Origin of the sequence: Rhabdothermincola sp., assembly GCF_036846205.1 — a bacterium.
In the GTDB taxonomy this organism is placed as follows: domain Bacteria; phylum Actinomycetota; class Acidimicrobiia; order Acidimicrobiales; family Acidimicrobilacustridaceae; genus Rhabdothermincola.
The window spans coordinates 1-16,855 of sequence record NZ_DAIUCK010000076.1 but is presented as its reverse complement, the minus strand read 5'-3'; the positions used below and the strand labels follow the sequence as shown (position 1 = coordinate 16,855).

General features: G+C 70.5%; 20 protein-coding genes and 1 tRNA gene. 15 read left to right on the top strand and 6 right to left on the bottom strand.

The window, feature by feature from the left end:
- A partial coding sequence (locus V7004_RS11460; RefSeq protein ID WP_334144097.1) for an ATP-dependent Clp protease ATP-binding subunit occupies positions 1–1,593 on the top strand: 1,593 nt, incomplete at its 5' end.
- 156 nt (positions 1,594–1,749) lie between these two features.
- Positions 1,750–2,481, top strand: a complete 732-nt coding sequence (locus V7004_RS11455) for a hypothetical protein (RefSeq protein ID WP_334144096.1) — start codon at positions 1,750–1,752, stop codon at positions 2,479–2,481.
- 30 nt (positions 2,482–2,511) lie between these two features.
- On the opposite strand, the gene V7004_RS11450 is transcribed toward V7004_RS11455, so the two are convergent.
- A complete protein-coding gene (locus tag V7004_RS11450) occupies positions 2,512–2,907 on the bottom strand; it encodes an SRPBCC family protein (protein WP_334144095.1) in 396 nt (131 codons plus the stop codon).
- 102 nt (positions 2,908–3,009) lie between these two features.
- Between V7004_RS11450 and radA the strand changes: the two genes are divergently transcribed.
- From radA to V7004_RS11435, 3 genes are all read left to right on the top strand, one after another.
- Positions 3,010–4,365 (top strand): DNA repair protein RadA, encoded by a 1,356-nt coding sequence (gene radA / locus V7004_RS11445; protein ID WP_334144094.1) that lies wholly within the window; start codon positions 3,010–3,012, stop codon positions 4,363–4,365.
- Positions 4,366–4,450: 85 nt separating this feature from the next.
- Positions 4,451–5,524, top strand: coding sequence for a DNA integrity scanning diadenylate cyclase DisA (disA, locus tag V7004_RS11440; protein WP_334144093.1), 1,074 nt, complete (start codon positions 4,451–4,453; stop codon positions 5,522–5,524).
- A 68-nt stretch (positions 5,525–5,592) separates the two neighbouring features.
- On the top strand, positions 5,593–6,255 hold the full coding sequence (locus V7004_RS11435) for a dienelactone hydrolase family protein (protein WP_334144092.1): 663 nt from the start codon (positions 5,593–5,595) through the stop codon (positions 6,253–6,255).
- A gap of 114 nt (positions 6,256–6,369) precedes the next feature.
- Here V7004_RS11435 and V7004_RS11430 read toward each other — a convergent pair whose 3' ends face one another.
- On the bottom strand, positions 6,370–7,029 hold the full coding sequence (locus tag V7004_RS11430) for a Crp/Fnr family transcriptional regulator (RefSeq protein WP_334144091.1): 660 nt from the start codon (positions 7,027–7,029) through the stop codon (positions 6,370–6,372).
- Positions 7,030–7,228: 199 nt separating this feature from the next.
- Between V7004_RS11430 and V7004_RS11425 the strand changes: the two genes are divergently transcribed.
- The 5 genes from V7004_RS11425 to V7004_RS11405 all read left to right on the top strand — a co-directional run bounded on the left by V7004_RS11425 (position 7,229) and on the right by V7004_RS11405 (position 10,416).
- Entirely contained in the window at positions 7,229–7,708 is a 480-nt protein-coding gene (locus V7004_RS11425; protein ID WP_334144090.1) for a CarD family transcriptional regulator, read from the top strand.
- A gap of 3 nt (positions 7,709–7,711) precedes the next feature.
- On the top strand, positions 7,712–8,365 hold the full coding sequence (gene ispD, locus V7004_RS11420; RefSeq protein ID WP_334144089.1) for a 2-C-methyl-D-erythritol 4-phosphate cytidylyltransferase: 654 nt from the start codon (positions 7,712–7,714) through the stop codon (positions 8,363–8,365).
- A 67-nt stretch (positions 8,366–8,432) separates the two neighbouring features.
- Positions 8,433–8,906, top strand: coding sequence for a 2-C-methyl-D-erythritol 2,4-cyclodiphosphate synthase (ispF, locus tag V7004_RS11415; protein ID WP_334144088.1), 474 nt, complete (start codon positions 8,433–8,435; stop codon positions 8,904–8,906).
- A gap of 83 nt (positions 8,907–8,989) precedes the next feature.
- On the top strand, positions 8,990–9,763 hold the full coding sequence (gene rlmB / locus V7004_RS11410) for a 23S rRNA (guanosine(2251)-2'-O)-methyltransferase RlmB (protein WP_334144087.1): 774 nt from the start codon (positions 8,990–8,992) through the stop codon (positions 9,761–9,763).
- Positions 9,764–9,816: 53 nt separating this feature from the next.
- On the top strand, positions 9,817–10,416 hold the full coding sequence (locus V7004_RS11405) for a hypothetical protein (RefSeq protein WP_334144086.1): 600 nt from the start codon (positions 9,817–9,819) through the stop codon (positions 10,414–10,416).
- A gap of 21 nt (positions 10,417–10,437) precedes the next feature.
- Here the strand turns inward: V7004_RS11405 and V7004_RS11400 are convergent, their stop codons facing one another.
- The 3 genes from V7004_RS11400 to V7004_RS11390 form a co-directional block, all read right to left on the bottom strand.
- On the bottom strand, positions 10,438–11,589 hold the full coding sequence (locus V7004_RS11400; protein ID WP_334144084.1) for a thiolase family protein: 1,152 nt from the start codon (positions 11,587–11,589) through the stop codon (positions 10,438–10,440).
- Entirely contained in the window at positions 11,589–12,017 is a 429-nt protein-coding gene (locus V7004_RS11395) for a Zn-ribbon domain-containing OB-fold protein (protein ID WP_334144082.1), read from the bottom strand. Before V7004_RS11395 ends, V7004_RS11400 begins: the two co-directional genes overlap by 1 nt.
- Positions 12,018–12,098: 81 nt before the next feature.
- Positions 12,099–12,175, bottom strand: a tRNA-Thr gene (locus tag V7004_RS11390).
- A gap of 67 nt (positions 12,176–12,242) precedes the next feature.
- Between V7004_RS11390 and V7004_RS11385 the strand changes: the two genes are divergently transcribed.
- From V7004_RS11385 to otsB, 3 genes are all read left to right on the top strand, one after another.
- Positions 12,243–12,503, top strand: coding sequence for a DUF3263 domain-containing protein (locus tag V7004_RS11385; RefSeq protein ID WP_208027620.1), 261 nt, complete (start codon positions 12,243–12,245; stop codon positions 12,501–12,503).
- A 2-nt stretch (positions 12,504–12,505) separates the two neighbouring features.
- Positions 12,506–13,024, top strand: coding sequence for a LytR C-terminal domain-containing protein (locus tag V7004_RS11380; RefSeq protein WP_334144081.1), 519 nt, complete (start codon positions 12,506–12,508; stop codon positions 13,022–13,024).
- A 64-nt stretch (positions 13,025–13,088) separates the two neighbouring features.
- Complete coding sequence (otsB, locus tag V7004_RS11375; RefSeq protein WP_334144080.1) at positions 13,089–13,871, top strand: trehalose-phosphatase; 783 nt, start codon at positions 13,089–13,091, stop codon at positions 13,869–13,871.
- Here the strand turns inward: otsB and V7004_RS11370 are convergent.
- The gene (locus tag V7004_RS11370) at positions 13,857–15,227 is read right to left on the bottom strand and encodes an alpha,alpha-trehalose-phosphate synthase (UDP-forming) (RefSeq protein WP_334144079.1); all 1,371 of its coding nucleotides are present in this window, start codon (positions 15,225–15,227) and stop codon (positions 13,857–13,859) included. The two genes, otsB and V7004_RS11370, sit on opposite strands and share 15 nt — an antisense overlap.
- 65 nt (positions 15,228–15,292) lie before the next feature.
- On the opposite strand from V7004_RS11370, the gene V7004_RS11365 reads away from it, so the two are divergent.
- On the top strand, positions 15,293–16,288 hold the full coding sequence (locus V7004_RS11365; protein ID WP_334144077.1) for a glycerate kinase: 996 nt from the start codon (positions 15,293–15,295) through the stop codon (positions 16,286–16,288).
- Between the two features lie 46 nt (positions 16,289–16,334).
- Positions 16,335–16,855 (top strand): amidase family protein (locus V7004_RS11360; RefSeq protein WP_334144075.1); only part of this gene is annotated, 521 nt, incomplete at its 3' end.

The window sequence follows — 16,855 nt, the reverse complement described above, 5'->3', positions numbered from 1 at the left end:
ATCCTCAAGCCGATGCTGGCCCGCGGCGAGCTGCAGACGATCGGCGCCACCACGCTCGACGAGTACCGCAAGCACCTCGAGAAGGACGCGGCGCTCGAGCGCCGGTTCCAGCCGATCAAGGTCGAAGAGCCTTCGGTCGCCCACACCATCGAGATCCTCAAGGGGCTGCGAGACCGCTACGAGGCCCACCACCGGGTCACGATCACCGACCAGGCGCTCGTGGCCTCCGCGAACCTCGCCGATCGCTACATCTCGGATCGTCACCTGCCCGACAAGGCCATCGACCTGATCGACGAGGCCGGCTCGCGCCTGCGCATCAAGCGCATGGAGACCCCGCCGGACTTCAAGGAGCTTGAGAACCAGATCGCGCAGGTCGTGCAGCAGAAGAAGGAGGCCGTCGAAGCGCAACGCTTCGAAGAGGCCGGGCGGCTGCGCGACAAGGAGAAGGAGCTGCTCCAGCTCAAGGAAGCCAAAGAGCGCGAGATGAAGGAGAAGGGCATCGACCTGTTCGACGAGGTCGACGAGGAGTCGATCGCCGAGGTCCTCTCGATCTGGACGGGCATCCCGGTCTACAAGCTCACCGAGGAGGAGACCGCCAAGCTCCTGCGCATGGAGGACGAGCTGCACAAGCGGGTCATCGGCCAGGAGGACGCCATCAAGGCCGTCAGCCAGGCGATCCGGCGCACCCGTGCCGGCCTGAAGGACCCGAAGCGGCCGTCGGGCTCGTTCATCTTCCTCGGCCCGTCAGGCGTCGGGAAGACCGAGCTCGCCAAGACGCTCGCCGAGTTCCTCTTCGGCGACGAGGACTCGCTGATCCAGCTCGACATGTCCGAGTACATGGAGAAGCACACGGTCAGCCGGCTGGTCGGGTCGCCACCGGGCTACGTCGGCTACGAGGAGGGCGGCCAGCTCACCGAGGCTGTTCGGCGCAAGCCGTTCTCGGTGGTGCTGTTCGACGAGATCGAGAAGGCCCATCCCGACGTGTTCAACACGCTGTTGCAGATCCTCGAGGAGGGTCGTCTCACCGACTCGCAGGGTCGGTCGGTCGATTTCCGCAACACCGTGCTGATCATGACCTCGAACCTGGGCACGCAGGATCTCCGCAAGGCCAGCCTGGGCTTCTCCCGGGCCGACGAGGCCATCAGCTACGAGAAGATGAAGGAGAAGGTCAACGACGCGCTGAAGCAGCACTTCCGCCCGGAGTTCCTGAACCGCATCGACGACACGATCGTCTTCCACGAGCTGAGCAAGGCCGAGGTGACCCAGATCGTCGACCTGATGATCCGGCGGGTGCAGACCCAGCTCGAAGGCCAGGGGCTCGGGCTGGAGCTCACCCCTGCCGCCAAGGCGCTGCTGGCCGACAAGGGCTATGACCCGACGCTCGGGGCCCGCCCGCTCCGTCGCGCCATCCAGCGCATGGTGGAGGACCCGCTCTCCGAGCGGCTGCTCTGGAAGGAGTTCCGCGCCGGTGAGACCATCATCGTCGACGCGGAGCCCGACCCCGAGACCGGCGAGCATGTCATCACGTTCCGCTCGGTCGAGGGTCTCGAGCCACCGCCGGTCGAGCTGGCGGAGGCCGGGCCCACCGAGTGACCCGCGGAGCGAAAATGAGCCGATCGACCGAGTGACCTCGGGCTGATCGGTCGGTACGTTCATCACATCCTGTCCGATCCCACCCCCGTCCGGGTCACCGGGCGGGGGTGAGGTCGTTTTCGGGGGCGTCGAGGGGTCGGGCTAGCTTCTGGCGCCATGTCATCCCGCCCGGGGCTGGTGCGCGCCGCGGTGCTGGCCCTCGTGGTGGCCCTCACCGGCTGCCGGATGCAGGTCGCCGTTGACATCGCCGTCGACGACGCTGGGAGTGGCACGGTCACAGTGGGGATCGGGCTGGATGACGACGCGCTGGCCCGGGTGGGTGACCTCAGGCGGCAGCTCCGGGTCGATGACCTGCAGCACGTGGGCTGGGAGATCTCGGAGCCGCAGAAGGAACCCGATGGTCTGACCTGGGTCCGGGCTCGTAAGTCCTTCGACGATCCAGCGGAGGCAACCGCGGTGCTCTCGGAGCTGACGGGCCCGGACGGGGCATTCCGCGGCTTCACGGTGGGCAAGGAAGGGGGGGTCCTGGGCACGACCTACCGGGTCGAGGGGACCGTGGATCTCACCGCGGGGCCCGAGGCTTTCAGCGACGCGGAGCTCGCGGCCGCGCTCGGGGGTGACCCGTACGGGGGGACGCTGGCGGCGATCGAGCGGGAGGAGGGCCAGCGGGTGGCCGACATGGTCGAGTTCCGGGTCAACGTGGCGCTGCCCAACGCCAGCACCAAGTCCTACGTCGCCAGCTTCGACGACGAGCACCCGACGTCGATCGACGCGTCGTCCACGGTGAACAGCAAGGCAGCGGTGCTGCTCGTCTGGGTGCTGGTGGCCGCGGCGGGTCTGGTGGCGGTGGTCGCGCTGCGCCGGGCGTTCCGCCGGGTGCGGGCCTGACGCTCCCCGGCTGGGTGGCGCGCGGGGGCTTCAGCCCTCGATGGAGCGGCGGAGCGCGTCGAGATCGAGCGCCCAGCCGAAGCTGACCCGCGGCAGGCTGCCGTCGTCGTACTCCCACCCCCCGTGCCAGAACCGCACGACGCTGGCCGAACCCTCGGGGTCGGGCTCGACCCGGATCGCGATCTGGGTGCCCGTCCATTCCTCAGGCCCATCGAGCACGTCGAAGTGGACCAGCTCCGGTGCGTCGAGCGTGTCGACCCGCAGGTGCAGGGGTCGGTCGCCTTCGCATCGCAGCTCACCGCCTTCTCGCACCTCGCCGGTGATCGAGCCTCCCCACCAGCGGCCCAGCTCGGTGGTATCGGTGAGGGCCCGGAAGACCCGCTCGGGGGGCGCGGCAATGGTGAGCTCGTGGACGATCGAGTGCATGGCCGGAGCATAGGTTGCCTCCGCTCCGTTCACCGCCGGCGGCCAGCGTCCAACCCCTGCGACCCATCCTGAGTGTCACACCCACTCGTTAGGTTCGGGAGCATGGCGAAGGTCAAGACGGTGTTCCGGTGCTCGGTCTGCGGTGGCACCTCACCCCGGTGGGTTGGTCGGTGTCCGTCGTGCGCGGAGTGGAACTCGCTGGTCGAGGAGCTCGGATCACCGTCCGGTGACCGCGAGCACGCCGCGACGACCATGGCCGTCCCCATCGGCGAGGTCGACCTTCAGGCGTGGCACTCGGTTCCGACCGGCGTCCCCGAGGTCGACCGGGTGCTCGGTGGGGGTCTGGTCCCGGGCTCGGTGACCCTGGTGGGCGGGGAGCCCGGTGTGGGCAAGTCGACGTTGCTTCTCCAGGTCGCCGCGGCCATGACCAGAGCGGAGAGAAGGGTGCTCTACGTGTCGGCGGAGGAGTCGGTGCAGCAGGTCCGGCTGCGGGCTGAGCGGTTGGACACCATCACGCCGACGCTGTGGTTGGCCGCGGAGACCGCGGTTCCCGCGGTGGTGGCGCAGGTGGCCGCCGTCTCGCCCGACTGTCTCATCATCGATTCGCTCCACACGCTCCACCACCCCGACTCCGCGTCGGCTCCGGGTTCGGTGACCCAGGTGCGGGAGTGCGCAGCGGCGCTGGTGCGCGAGGCGAAGGCGCGCGCCCTGGCCACGATCCTCGTCGGGCACGTCACGAAGGACGGTGCGCTCGCCGGCCCCCGGGTGGTCGAGCACCTGGTCGACACCGTGCTGTCGTTCGAAGGAGAGCGCCACCACGCCTTGCGAGCATTGCGGGTGGTCAAGCACCGCTTCGGTCCGACCGACCGCCTCGGGATGTTCGAGATGACCGGCGCGGGTCTGGGTGCCGTACCGGACCCGAGCCGGCTCTTCCTGGCCGACCGCCGTGCCGGGGTACCGGGATCGGTGGTGGTGCCGATGCTCGACGGGCACCGCCCACTGCTCGTCGAGATCCAGGCGCTCGTCGGCCCGGACGGGCAAGCCCCGGCGCCCCGACGGGCGGCCCAGGGAGTCGACAGGGGCCGGCTCTCGACGGTGGTGGCGGTCCTGGAGCAGCGGGTCGGCGCCCCGCTCGGTCGAGCTGACGTGTACGCGTCGGCGATCGGCGGGGTGCGGGTCTGCGAACCAGGTGCCGATCTCGCGGTCGCGCTGGCCATCATGAGCTCCCTCGCAGGGGAGCCGGTGCCATCCGAGGTCGTGGTGTGCGGGGAGATCGGTCTCGGTGGTGAGCTGCGCCAGGTCAACCAGTGTCAGCGTCGGCTGGCCGAGGCGGCCCGGCTGGGCTTCACGGCGGCCATCGTGCCGCGGCACGCTCCCGACCCGCCGCCGGGCCTGCACGCGCTGCGAGCCACGACGGTGGGTGAGGCCATCGCACTCGCCGGGATCCCATTGCCTTGAGATCCTGGTTTCCTCGGCTGAGCGGCGGGCGGTGCCGGACTGTCCACCGCGGCGATCAGTGATCATCCCGAACTAGACTTCCGCCGTGACCCGCAGGCGCAGCGAGGCGCTGCACGACGCGCTGGCCGCGGTGGCCCCTGGCAAACCCCTCCGAGAGGGGCTGGACCGGATCCTCCAGGCCGGCATGGGTGCGCTCATCGTGGTGGGCGACGGTCCCGAGGTGTTGAACATCTGCTCGGGAGGCTTCCTCCTCGACGCCGCGTTCAGCCCTCAGCGCCTCTCGGAGCTGGCCAAGATGGACGGGGCCATCATCCTCGCTCGCGATGCCAGCCGGATCGCGAGAGCGAACGTGCACCTCGTGCCCAACCCGAACGTCCCGACGTCGGAGACCGGTACCCGCCATCGCACCGCGGAGCGAGTCGCCCGATCGATCAACGTTCCGGTGATCTCCGTCTCCGAGGACATGTCAATCATCGCGGTCTACATGGGCGCCGAGAAGCACCAGCTCGTGCCGGTCACCCGGCTGCTCGATCGGGCGAACCAGGCGCTGCAGACCCTCGAGCGCTACAAGCAGCGTCTCGACGAGGTGTCCGCTCACCTGTCGACCAACGAGATCGAGGACGTCGTGACCATCCGGGACGTCGTGATGCTCCTCCAACGCACCGAGATGGTGTTGCGGATCGCGGACGAGATCGAAGACGCCATCATCGAGTTGGGCACGGACGGGCGCCTGGTGCGGCTCCAGCTCGAGGAGGTGCTCGGTGGCGTTGAGGACGATCGTCGACTGGTGCTGCTCGACTACTTCCACGAGGACGCGAGCTGGCACCTGGAGGAGGCTCTGGCGGGGCTGGCCGAGCTCGACACGGAAGAGCTCGGTGACCTCAAGCGGGTGGCGGAGGTCCTCCACCTCCCAGAAGGGGTCACCGATCTGGACGCCCCGATCCAACCCAAGGGCTACCGGCTCCTGTCGCGCATCCCGCGGTTGCCCGAGTCGGTGGTCGATCACATCGTCGACCGCTTCGGGAGCCTCTCCAAGATCATGCGAGCCACCATCGACGATCTCGACGACGTCGAGGGTGTCGGCGCGACGCGGGCGAAGGCGATCAAAGAAGGCCTGTCGCGGCTGGCGGAGACCAGCATCCTCGATCGTTACGCCTGACCGATCCCGTCCGCGGCGGATCGCGCTCGGATCACCTGGGCCCGGCGGTCGCGACTAGAACACGACCCATGCGGATCGAGTTGCCGAGCGGCACGGAGGCCGAACTCGTCGTCCCCGGTGGTGACCCACCTTCAGGTGGGCTCGTCGTGATCCCCGACATCATGAGTCTGCGCCCGCTGTTCGACGAGCTCGTGGCTCGGTTGGCGGACGAGACGGGGTGGGCGGTGTGCGCGTTCGACCTGTGGCCCGGTCACGCCGACGAGCCCCTCGAGTGGCGGCTCCAGCATGTGGGCGATCTCCGTGACGACCGGGTGCTCGGCGATGCCGCCGCCGCGGCCGACGCCACCGGTGCTCCGGAGGTCCGGGTCATCGGCTTCTGCCTGGGGGGCATGTACACGCTGAAGGCTGCAGGTACCGGGCGCTTCACCCGGGCCGCGGCGTTCTACGGCATGATCCGAGTGCCCGAGCAGTGGCGGAGCCCCTCGCAGGCAGAGCCGCTCGACGCGCTGGCCTCGCCGACCCGATGCCCGACCATGGCGATCATCGGCACCGAGGATCCCTGGACCCCTCCCGAGGACGTGGCGGCGTTGGAGGACCTGAGGGTGCGGGTGGTGCGCTACGAGGGCGCCGAGCATGGCTTCGTGCACGATCCGAGCCGTCCCGCCCACCGCCCTGAGGACGCCGCGGACGCCTGGCGTCAGGTGCTGGCGTTCCTGGGAGCGTCGTCCTGAGTCGCTGATCCCGGACTGTTCGCCTTCACGCGTTTGCATGCCAGAACGGAACGGGCCGAGCGGTTGAAGACGCGGGGGTGCAGCATGGAGGTGGCCGGGGCCGGGGGAGCCCGCTCAGCGGGCGCGGCGGGTGAGTTGCTCGCGGTTGGTGATCCGGTAACGGCGGTCGGCCTGCTCGATCCAGCCCAGTCGCACGAACGAGGCGATGGCCTTGTTGACCCGCTCCCGGGAGGCGCCGACCATCCCGGCCAGCTCCTCCTGGGTGATCGGCATCGAGAACTCGTCCTCGTCGCCCGCGAGCTCGAGTAGTCGTTTGGCCGTGCGGCCGGTGACGTCGAGAAACACCGAGTCGGCGAGTGCTTCGTCGGTGGATCGGAGTCGGCCCGCCAGGAGGGCCACGACGTTCCAGAGCAGCTCTGGCTGTGACTCGTAGAGCGCGCGCAGCGGCGCGTAGGGGATGGCGATGACCGTCGAGGGTTCGAGCGCTCGGGCCTCCGCAGAGCGGGTCAGGCCATCGAAAAGCGGCATCTCCCCGAACAGGTCACCCCGCTCCATCAGCGCCATCACCGACTCCCGTCCATCGACGGACTTGTTGGCGATGGCGATCCGACCCGAGGTGACGACGAACAGCTCGGCTGGGTCGTCTCCTTCGCTGAACAGCACATCGCCCCGGCTGAATGTCCGGTCCTCGGCCGCTTCGACCAGCTTCTCGAGATCCTCGGGAGCGATGCCGCGAAAGAGCTCGACGTCGGTGAGCAGTGCCCGGTCGACCACGAGAGCGATGGTAGTGCCTGGGGACCTGCCCGGCGGCCGAGCGGAGGGGCGATCGGCTCGCCCCACCGCCGACTGCGCATCGCGGTGCGCCGGCACGAGGAGGGGGCGTGAGGCGCTCGGATCACTTGTTCGTCGATCCCGGGCGTCCCTACCCTGGGCGCGTTCCCGTTGACCGATCCGTTCGACTCCCGGGAGTGCTATGCCGTTCGACGTCGGTGACAAGGTCGTCTATCCGCATCATGGTGCGGCGGTGGTGGAGAGGAGGGAGAAGAAGGAAGCCTTCGGCGAAGTTCGGGAGTACCTCGTGCTTCGCCTCGCCTACGGCGATCTCACCTTGATGGTCCCCGCCGACAACACCGAAGAAGTCGGTCTGCGCGAGGTCATCAACGACGAAGAAGTCGAGGAAGTGTTCGCGGTGCTCCGCAAGAAGGAAGCGCGGATGCCCACCAACTGGTCCCGGCGGTTCAAGAATCACGTCGAGAAGCTGAAGTCCGGCGACATCTACCAGGTGGCGGAGGTGGTGCGGAACCTCTCCCTGCGGGACAAGGACAAAGGCCTGTCCGCGGGCGAGAAGCGGATGCTGGCCAAGGCCCGGCAGATCCTCGTTTCCGAGCTCACGTTCGCCATCGACGTCAGCCAGGAAGAGGCCGAGGCCAAGCTCGACGAAGCGCTGGCGTAGGGCGTGGGGCCCGAGCCCGTGCGCGTGTGGGCGATCGTGCTGGCGGCCGGCCAGGCGACCCGGTACGGCTCGGACACCCCCAAGCAGTACGAGCACCTCGGCGGCCAGCGAGTGCTCGACTGGTCGATCGACGCCGCTCGCCGGACCTGCGACGGTGTGGTGCTGGTGGTGGCGGAGGCGTTCGCCGGCGCCCCCGAGCCAGGTGTGGACGCGGTGGTGGTCGGTGGTGCCACCCGGTCGGCATCCGTGCGGTCGGGGCTGCGGGTCGTGCCCGACGATGCCGAGATCGTGGTGGTCCACGACGCGGCCCGACCCCTGGCGGGCGCGGCGCTGTTCGACACGGTCATCGGACGGGTGGCCGCGGGGGCGGACGGTGCGGTGCCGGGCATACCGCTCACCGACACGGTCAAGCGGGTGGACGACCGGGGACGGGTGCGCGAGACCCTCGACCGGGCGGAGCTGGTCACGGTACAGACCCCCCAGGCGTTCCGGGCCGGGGTGCTGCGGGAGGCCCATCGGGGGGAGCCTGAGGCCACCGACGACGCTGCCTTGGTGGAGGAGCTCGGCTCGACCGTGGTGGTGGTCCCTGGCGACCCCCGCAACCTCAAGATCACCTTCGCCGACGACCTGCGCATCGCGGCACTCCATCTGACGTGAGCCGAGCTGGCCGTACGGGCCCCGCGAGCGGCGAGGTGCCGGCAAGAGCGCTTGCTAGGTTGCGGGGATGGCCGTCCGGGTGGGGCAGGGCTTTGACGTGCACGCCTTCAGCGAGGATCCCGCACGCCTGCTGATCCTCGGGGGGGTCCGCTTCGACGGCGAGCGAGGGCTCGCCGGTCACAGCGATGCCGATGTGGTGGCGCATGCCTGCGCGGATGCGCTCCTCGGCGCGGCGGGGCTCGGTGACCTCGGCGCGCACTTCCCCGACACCGACGAGCGATGGCGTGGTGCAGACTCGATGGCGTTGCTCGCCGAGGTGGCCGAGCTGGTGCGGGGCGGAGGTTGGATGGTCGGCAACGTCGACTGCGCGGTGGTCTGCGAGCGGCCGAAGCTGGCGCCCTGCCGGGCGGCGATGCAGGAGCGGCTCAGCGCCGCGGTGGGCGCCCCGGTGACGGTGAAGGCCAACCGCGCGGAGGGGCTCGGTGCCATCGGTCGGGGGGAGGGCATCGCCTGCTGGGCCGTCGCGGTGCTCGTCTCGTGAGCCGCGCTCGACGGCCGGGGCCTCGCAGGGGTCGCTCGGGCGGCGGTCGCTCGGGCGGTGGGTCGGGCAAGGCATCCCGCACCATGCCGCGGCGCCCCCGTGAGCGGGGGCTGGGTGGTGAGCAGGTCGAGGGTCGCCAGGCGGTACGCGAGCTGCTGGTGGCCGGGCGTCGTCGAGTGCGCGAGGTGCTCATCGCGGCCGACGTCGAGGACCTCCGGTCGCTGCAGGACCTCGCCGACCTGGCCATGGCGGAGGGCGTCCCCGTGCGAGAGATCTCCCGCCGCCGGTTGGCGGCCGAAGCCCGCACGGAGGCCCCCCAGGGAGTCATCGCGCGCGCCGCTCCCCTCGCGGAGGTCGATCTCGACGAGCTGGCGGTGCCGACCGCTGGCCGAGCGCCGTTCCTGGTTGCGGTCGACGGGGTGACCGACCCGGGCAACCTGGGTGCGCTGCTCCGCTCCGCGGAGTGTGCCGGGGCCACCGGGGTGGTCTTGCCCCGCCATCGGGCGGTGCACATCACCCCGATGGTGACCAAGGCGGCCGCCGGGGCGGTGGAGCACCTCCCCATGACGCTGGTCGGGGGGCTGCCAGCCGCCATCCTGCGGCTGCGCGAGCTGGGGGTGTGGGTGCTCGGGCTCGACGCCGCTGGTGATCGGCCGTTGTTCGAACTGCCCATCCGTGACGAGCCGGTATGCCTGGTCCTCGGGGCGGAAGGCGCCGGTCTGTCTCGCCTCGTCCGCCAACGCTGCGACCTGGTGGTGAGCATCCCCCTGCTGGGGAACCTGGCCTCACTCAACGTGGCCGCGGCTGGCACGCTCGCCTGCTATGAGGTGGCCCGCCGGCGGCTCGCGACCGGCTGAGCCATGACGGACGCGAAGATGGCAGGCCGGTAGCCGTCGACCGAGGGAGCGTGATGGTGAGCAAGGTGCGGGTCGTCCTGGCGAGTGGGCTGCTCGCTTGCCTGCTCGGGGCGTGCGCGTCGGGAACCGGGTCCGAGGACCAGCAGGCGGGCCAGCCACCTTCCCCCACTCCCCCTTCGTCCACGGGCGACACCTGCTCCGATCCCCTGAACGATCTCGCGCGGGACCCGGGGATGGAGGCCGGCACCGACGGGCTTGAGGGGATCGACCTCGCCACGGCATCCGCCTCGCTCGAGAGCGACCAGCTCGTGGTGCGCTTCGTCACCAACGGTGACATCGCCGCCGTGTCCTCACCGACGTTCGTGGTGGCGCAGGGCGACCCGTTCGGCCCGTTCAGCTTCGAGCTGCGGGCTTCCCGCGACGACACCACCTCGACCTGGACGGTCACCTTGATCACCTGGTCGCAGCGGGAGGAGCGGCGACCGATCCCCATCGAGCCCGCCGTGGCTGCTGACACGCTGTCGTTCCGGGTGCCCGCCGGGTCATTGCCGCCGATCGCGAACTACCTGTCCTTCGGGGCCACCTCCAAGGTTGGCGACAAGGTGGCGTCGGACGATTGCTCGAACCTCTTCCCCACCACGACCGGCGGATGAGGACGCATCGTCCGCGTCGAGTCAGCGGCTGAGGATCACCACCGACGCATTGGCACCCCGCCCGACCGTGTGGGCCAGCCCGACCTGGGCGCCGTCCACCTGGTTGGCGGCTCGGCCCCGGAGCTGGAGGGTGAGCTCAACCACCTGCCCCAGCGCGGACGCCCCCAGCGGCTCGCCCTTGGCGAGCAGGCCGCCGCTGGGGTTCACCGGCCGGCGACCGCCGAGGTGCACCTCCCCTGAGGCCAGCAGCGATCCCGCCTCGCCCGGGGCGCACAGGCGGAGCTCCTCGTACGCGAGCAGCTCCCGGGCGGCATCGGTGTCCTGGCACTCGACGACGTCGACCTCATCGGGTCCGATGCCGCTCTCCTCGTGAGCCGCATCCGCGGCCAGCGTGGTTGGCGAGGGGATGTCCCGGTCGTCGACCAGGCCGGCCAGCGGTGTCGCCTCCCCCAGCACGTTGCCCGGCAGGTGCGACCGCAGCGTGGCGGCCCGGACCGCCACTCGAGGGCGATGGACCGAGGCGCCCTCGGCACGTCGGAGCACGACCGCCGCGGCTCCCTCGTTGGGTGAGCAGAGCATCCACAGGTGCAGGGGCTCGCAGACCACCCGCGACCCGAGCACCTCTCGGGCCGTGACCGGAGTGCGGAACATGGCGTTGGGATTGGCTGCCCCGTTGGCCCGGTTCTTCACCACCACCGCTGCCAGGTCGTCCTTGGTGAGCGCGGACTCGCGCATCAACCGCTGGGCCCGCAGCGCGAAGTAGGCGGGGGTGGCGGCCAGCCCCGCTTCCTCACGCCACGGTTCGAAGAACGTCGAGCGGATGATGCCCTTGGGCATCTTCTCGATCCCGAACACGAGGACGGTCTCGTACTGTCCGGCTCGGATGGCGCCGGCGGCGAGCATCAACGCGGCCGCCCCCGACGCGCACCCCGCCTCGACGTCGACGATGGGGCACCCGGTGAGCGCGAGCGCGGTGAGCACCTTGTGGCCCGCGGCAACCCCGGCGTACACGGTGCCGCAGAACGCGGCCTGGAACGCAGGGCGCGCCGTGATGCCGGCGTCGTCGAGCGCGGCCCGCACGGCGTGGATGCCGAGCTCGGTGACGGATCGGTCGGGGAAGCGGCCGAAAGGATGCAGGCCCACGCCTGCGATCTCGACCACCGGCTCGCCCATCAGCGCGCCTCCTGGTGGTCGGTGGGGGCGAAGGCCCACGACACGACGGTCGCCCCGCTCTCTTCGTCGGTGTGCACCACGTCGGCGACCAACTCGACGGGTTGGCCGTGATGGAGCTGGTCCGGGTCGGACACCGCGACTCGAGTGATGACGCGGATGCCGTCGGCGGGTAGCTCGACCACGCCGAAGCCGAACGGCACCGGGCCCCGGTAGCCGGGCGGTGCGGCGGTGACGGCCGTCCAGCCCCACAGCGTGCCGGTGCGGGAGAGCTGCACGGTGTCGGTCTGCTCGTTGCCACACCAGGAGCAGGTGGACGATGGCGGGAACGACCGCCTCGCGCAGGATCGGCAGGACGTGCCCACCAGTGCCGGGCGCCCGTCACCGGCGTCGAGTTGGAAGAACTCCGGTTGTATGGAGACCTCGGTCAACCCAGCTCCCTGACGTCGATGTCAGGCAGAGCGTAGTGGCGTGTCGCCGATCAGCCCTCGAGCCGGCTGGTCGCTCGCCGGTGGAGCCCGAGGTCGGATTCGAACCGACGACCTGCTGTTTACAAGACAGCTGCTCTGACCAGCTGAGCTACTCGGGCGCGGGCGTCGATCGTACCGGTCCGAGGGTCCTTGCAATCGAGGTCCTCGGAGGGAAGGATCGGCGGAATGGAACTCACCGATCGCGACCGGGCCATCCTCGACTTCGAACGCTCCTGGTGGTCGGAGTCGGGTCCGAAAGAAGCCCTGATCCGTGAGAAGTTCGAGCTGTCGGCGACCCGCTACTACCAGATCCTCAACGAGCTGCTCGAGTCCGATGCCGCGTACGACTACGACCCGCTCGTGGTCCGCCGGCTCCGCCGGCTGCGCGATCGCCGCCGCCGGGCCCGCCACGAGGGTTATCAGGCCAGCGAGCCACCAGGGCGGTGACGATGCCCGGGGGCTCTGCCTCCCCTCCGCCGGCCGATGACGATGCCCGAGCCACCACGGTCGGCGCGGTGCTCATCGGGGTGGCGGTGCTCGTCGGGTTCCTGCTGCTGCTCAAGGGACTCGACCAGGAAGGTGGGGTGATCGAGACCAGGTCTCCCGCTCGGGACACGACCACCACCACCTCGACCGTTCCCGTCACCGACCAGACCACCACGACGGTCGCGGCCCGAGCACCCGCCGAGGTCAAGGTGCTCGTCGCCAACGCCTCGGGGGCCACCGGTGTGGCCGGGGCGAACAAGGAGAAGCTGGTCGCGGCTGGCTACACGGCGGTGGAGACCGCGAACGCGCCCAGCCAGGCCACCAGTGCCGTGTACTTCACGCCGGGCTGGCAGGCCGAGGCCGAGGCCGTCGCCCGTGCTCTGGGTCTCGGTGCCGGTTCGGTGAGTGCCATGCCGGGGTCGCCCCCGGTGGCGCTCAACGGTGCGACGGTCCTCGTCGTCATCGGGTCCGACAAGGCGTGACCGTGCTCCATGACGCACCCGCCCGCCACGGATCCCCCCACCGGCGTCAGTATCCTTCACTCATGTGAGCGCCGGTGGCGTGCCGATCGAGGCCCTCGAGCCCCTGGTCCGCAACCCGGCAGCCGCGGGCATCTTCATGGATTTCGACGGCACGCTGTCGGAGATCGTCAGCGATCCCGACGAGGCCATCCCGCTCGATGGCGCCGTCGAGGTGCTGGACGAGCTGGCGTCGATCTACGGTCGGGTCGGCATCCTGTCGGGGCGCCCGGTGTCGTTCCTCGAGCAGTTCTTCCCCCACTCCGTGCTGCTGGCCGGCATCTACGGGCTGGAGACCCTCTACGGTGGCGAGCGCCGCGACCACCCGCTCGGGGGCGCGTGGCGGGAAGTCATCGACGACGTGGCCGCCATCGCCCGGGCGCGGGGCCCGGCCGGGATGAAGGTGGAGTCAAAGGGCCTCTCACTCACCCTGCACTACCGCACCCGCCCCCGGCTGGCCCCGAAGGTGCGAGCCTTTGCCGAGCAGCAGGCATTGCGCTCCGGACTGGAGTGCCGCCCGGCGCGTATGTCCTACGAGCTGCACCCCCCGATCCCCGCCGACAAGGGCACGGCACTGCTGGAGTTGGCCGAGGGCCTCGAAGCCGTGTGCTTCATCGGCGACGACCTGGGTGATCTCCATGCCTTCGACGCGCTGGACACGCTCGCCGAGGAAGGGCAGTACACCTTGCGCATCGCGGTGCACAGCAATGAGGAGGCCACCGAACTGATCGACCGTGCCGACGCGGTGGTCGACAGCCCCAAGGCCGTGCTCGAGCTGGCGGAGTACCTGCGGGACTCAGCCCGCCGCTGACACCAGATCCCTGAGCCAGTCCGCCGGGGTACGTGTCCCCGCCCGCCGCCGGAGCTCGATCGATCGGTCGCGACGATCCTCAGGGGTGGCCGCGAGTGCCTCGGCCAGCGCGTCGGCAGTCGCCGACACGTCGAACGGATTGACCTCTCGGGCTGCGCCGGCCAGCTCGTCCCACGCCCCCGCTTCGGTGCTCAGCACCACCAGTCCGTCACGCTCGTTGACCAAGGGCCCCTCCTTGGCAACCAGGTTCAGACCGTCGCGGATGGGATTGACGAGCAGCACGTCATAGCGGCGGAGCGCGGCGACCGACCGGGGGAAGTCATCGGAGGTATCCAGCCACACCGGCTGCCAACCCTGTGTGGCCCACTTGGCGTTGAGGGCGCCGACGGCGGCTTCGACCTCCGAGCGGTACGCGACGTACTCGGGCAGCGCCTCGCGGGAGGGATAGCAGAACGCACCGAACACGACCTGCTCGCGAAGTTCGGAGTGCCGGTCAAGGAGCTCGTCGAACGCCTCGAAGCCCCGCAGCAGGTTCTTCGACGGCTCCATGCGGTCGATGCGCACCACGAACCGGCGATTCCCCACCAACTCGTCGAGCTGGCGGAACGCGTCCTGACATCGTACGGAGGCGGCGACCCCGCGGATGTCGTCGGGGTCGGGACCGAGCGGCGCCACGAAGGTGTTCGGATCGACGCCGAGCAGCGACCGGCAGTTGGCGACGAACGCGTCGGCCCAGCGCGCGCAATGGAACCCGCAGGCGTGATGAGCGGTGAGACCGGCGAGCATCTCGGTCGCGATGTCGGTGGGCAGGATCCGCGTCAGCTCCGGTCCGGCGAACGGCGTGTGTGAGAAGTGCACCAGCTGCAGGTCGGGGCGGGTGCGGCGCAGCTCGGTCGCCAGCAGGGTGAGGTGGTAGTCCTGCACCAGCACGGCCGCCCCCTCGGGAGCTTCCTGAGCGACGGCCGAGGCGAACGTGCGGTTCACCTCCCGGTACGCATCCCACGCCTTGCGCCAGTGGCGGTCGAAGACGGGGCGGCGGGGCAGGTCGAACAGCCCGTGGTGCAGGAACCACAGCGTCGCGTTGCAGACCACGTCGTAGGCCAGCCGGTACTGCTCGGCATCGAAGGCGAGCAACCGGAGGTGGAACCCCTCCGCGTCGAGCGCGCCGCGCGCTGCCGCGAGCCGGTCGCCCTCGGAGATGGCGGCGGCCAGCCACCGGGTGTCGGTGCCGGCGACGAGCGGAGCGAGGCCCGACACCAGCCCTCCCGCGCCCCGTCTGGCGACCAGCTCGCCGTCGCGGACGTCGAACGACAGCGGACCGCGGTTCGAGACGAGGACAACGGGTCGCTCAGACACGGACCCGGACCCTACCCGCAGCGTCCCGCCCGCCATCGTGCCGGGATTTCGGCCACCATGAATGGATGCACGTCGTCGCGGCGCCGGACAAGTTCAAGGGCACGGCCACCGCGACCGAGGTGGCACGGGCCATCGCCCGCGCGGTTGCGGCAACCGGAGGGTCGTGCGTGGAGTGCCCGATGGCGGACGGGGGCGAGGGCTTCCTCGAGGTGCTCGGCGGGGCCAACCGCCGCACCACCGTCACCGGCCCGCTCGGCGACCCGGTCGAGGCCGGTTGGCGTCTCGAGCGAGGTTCGGCGGTGATCGAGATGGCGGCGGCATCCGGCCTGGCGCTGGCCGGCGGACCGGAGGGCAACGACCCGATGGCCGCCTCGACCTACGGCACCGGTGAGCTGATCCTGGCTGCGCTCGAGTCCGGGGCTCGGCGGGTGCTGGTCGGGGTCGGCGGCTCGGCGACCACTGACGGTGGGCTGGGTGCCCTGCGAGCCCTCTACCCGTCGCAGCGTCTGCGGGGGGTCGAGCTGGTGGTTGCCTGCGATGTCACCACCACCTTCGTCGACGCGGCCGAGATCTTCGCGCCGCAGAAGGGAGCCACGCCCCGCCAGGTGGAGCTGCTGCGCCGCCGCCTGGAGCGGTTGGTGCAGGTGTACCTCGACGAGTACGGGATCGACGTGTCGGCCATCCCGTGCTCGGGGGCCGCCGGAGGACTCGCCGGTGGCCTCGCCGCGATCGGCGCGGAGCTGCGACTCGGTTTCGAGGTGGTGGCGGAGGAAGTGGGGTTGGAGGAGAAGATCGAGGGCGCGGACCTGGTGGTGACCGGCGAAGGGTTCCTCGACCGGGAGTCGTTCGAGGGCAAGGTGGTCGGCGGGGTGGTGGAGCTGGCTGCCGCGGCCGGCGTGCCGGCGCTGGCGGTGGTCGGCGAGGTCTTCGACGGGATGGACCAGCGGGTGCCGACCGTGGCGCTGGTGGAGCGCTTCGGTGAGGAGCGCTCCAGGCGCGAGACGGCGGCGTGCATCGAGGAGGCGGTGGCCGAGCGTCTCGGAACACGGGCAGGTCGCTAGGTGAGACGGCCGGGAGCGGACGCGCCGAGCGTCCTAGTGTGAGCCCATGACTGACGATCTGGCCCGGTTGGATGCGACGGCCCAGGCTGAGTTGGTGCGTCGCGGGGAGGTCACGCCGCTCGAGCTCGTGGACGCGGCGATCGAGCGGGTGATGAAGCTCGACCCCGAGCTCAACGCGGTGATCCATCCCCGCTTCGAAGAGGCCAGGAGGGAGGCGGCGGCCGATCTGCCCGACGGCCCGCTGCGGGGGGTACCGATGGTACTCAAGGACCTCGACGGCTTCTCCGCTGGTGACCCCTACCACGGGGGTACCCGCCACCTGCGTGATCTGGGGTACCGGGCCACGCACGACAGCTACCTGACCCGATCGTTCCGCGACGCCGGGGCGGTGATCCTCGGCCGCACGAACACCCCTGAGCTCGGCTTGCAGCCCACGACGGAACCGGCGGTGTACGGCCCCACTCGCAACCCGTGGGACACCACCCGCTCCACGGGGGGGTCGAGTGGCGGCTCCGCGGCCGCGGTCGCCTCGGGGATGGTGCCTCTCGGCCACGCGGGGGATGGGGG

Excerpts from the sequence above, each read along its gene's own strand:
- V7004_RS11385 (WP_208027620.1), top strand. The coding sequence starts at position 12,243 with ATGGAACTCACCGATCGCGACCGGGCCATCCTCGACTTCGAACGCTCC.
- radA (WP_334144094.1), top strand. The coding sequence starts at position 3,010 with ATGGCGAAGGTCAAGACGGTGTTCCGGTGCTCGGTCTGCGGTGGCACC.
- V7004_RS11380 (WP_334144081.1), top strand. The coding sequence starts at position 12,506 with ATGCCCGGGGGCTCTGCCTCCCCTCCGCCGGCCGATGACGATGCCCGA.
- V7004_RS11450 (WP_334144095.1), bottom strand. The coding sequence starts at position 2,907 with ATGCACTCGATCGTCCACGAGCTCACCATTGCCGCGCCCCCCGAGCGG.
- V7004_RS11455 (WP_334144096.1), top strand. The coding sequence starts at position 1,750 with ATGTCATCCCGCCCGGGGCTGGTGCGCGCCGCGGTGCTGGCCCTCGTG.
- V7004_RS11365 (WP_334144077.1), top strand. The coding sequence starts at position 15,293 with ATGCACGTCGTCGCGGCGCCGGACAAGTTCAAGGGCACGGCCACCGCG.
- V7004_RS11425 (WP_334144090.1), top strand. The coding sequence starts at position 7,229 with ATGCCGTTCGACGTCGGTGACAAGGTCGTCTATCCGCATCATGGTGCG.
- V7004_RS11400 (WP_334144084.1), bottom strand. The coding sequence starts at position 11,589 with ATGGGCGAGCCGGTGGTCGAGATCGCAGGCGTGGGCCTGCATCCTTTC.
- V7004_RS11435 (WP_334144092.1), top strand. The coding sequence starts at position 5,593 with ATGCGGATCGAGTTGCCGAGCGGCACGGAGGCCGAACTCGTCGTCCCC.
- ispF (WP_334144088.1), top strand. The coding sequence starts at position 8,433 with ATGGCCGTCCGGGTGGGGCAGGGCTTTGACGTGCACGCCTTCAGCGAG.
- V7004_RS11405 (WP_334144086.1), top strand. The coding sequence starts at position 9,817 with ATGGTGAGCAAGGTGCGGGTCGTCCTGGCGAGTGGGCTGCTCGCTTGC.
- rlmB (WP_334144087.1), top strand. The coding sequence starts at position 8,990 with ATGCCGCGGCGCCCCCGTGAGCGGGGGCTGGGTGGTGAGCAGGTCGAG.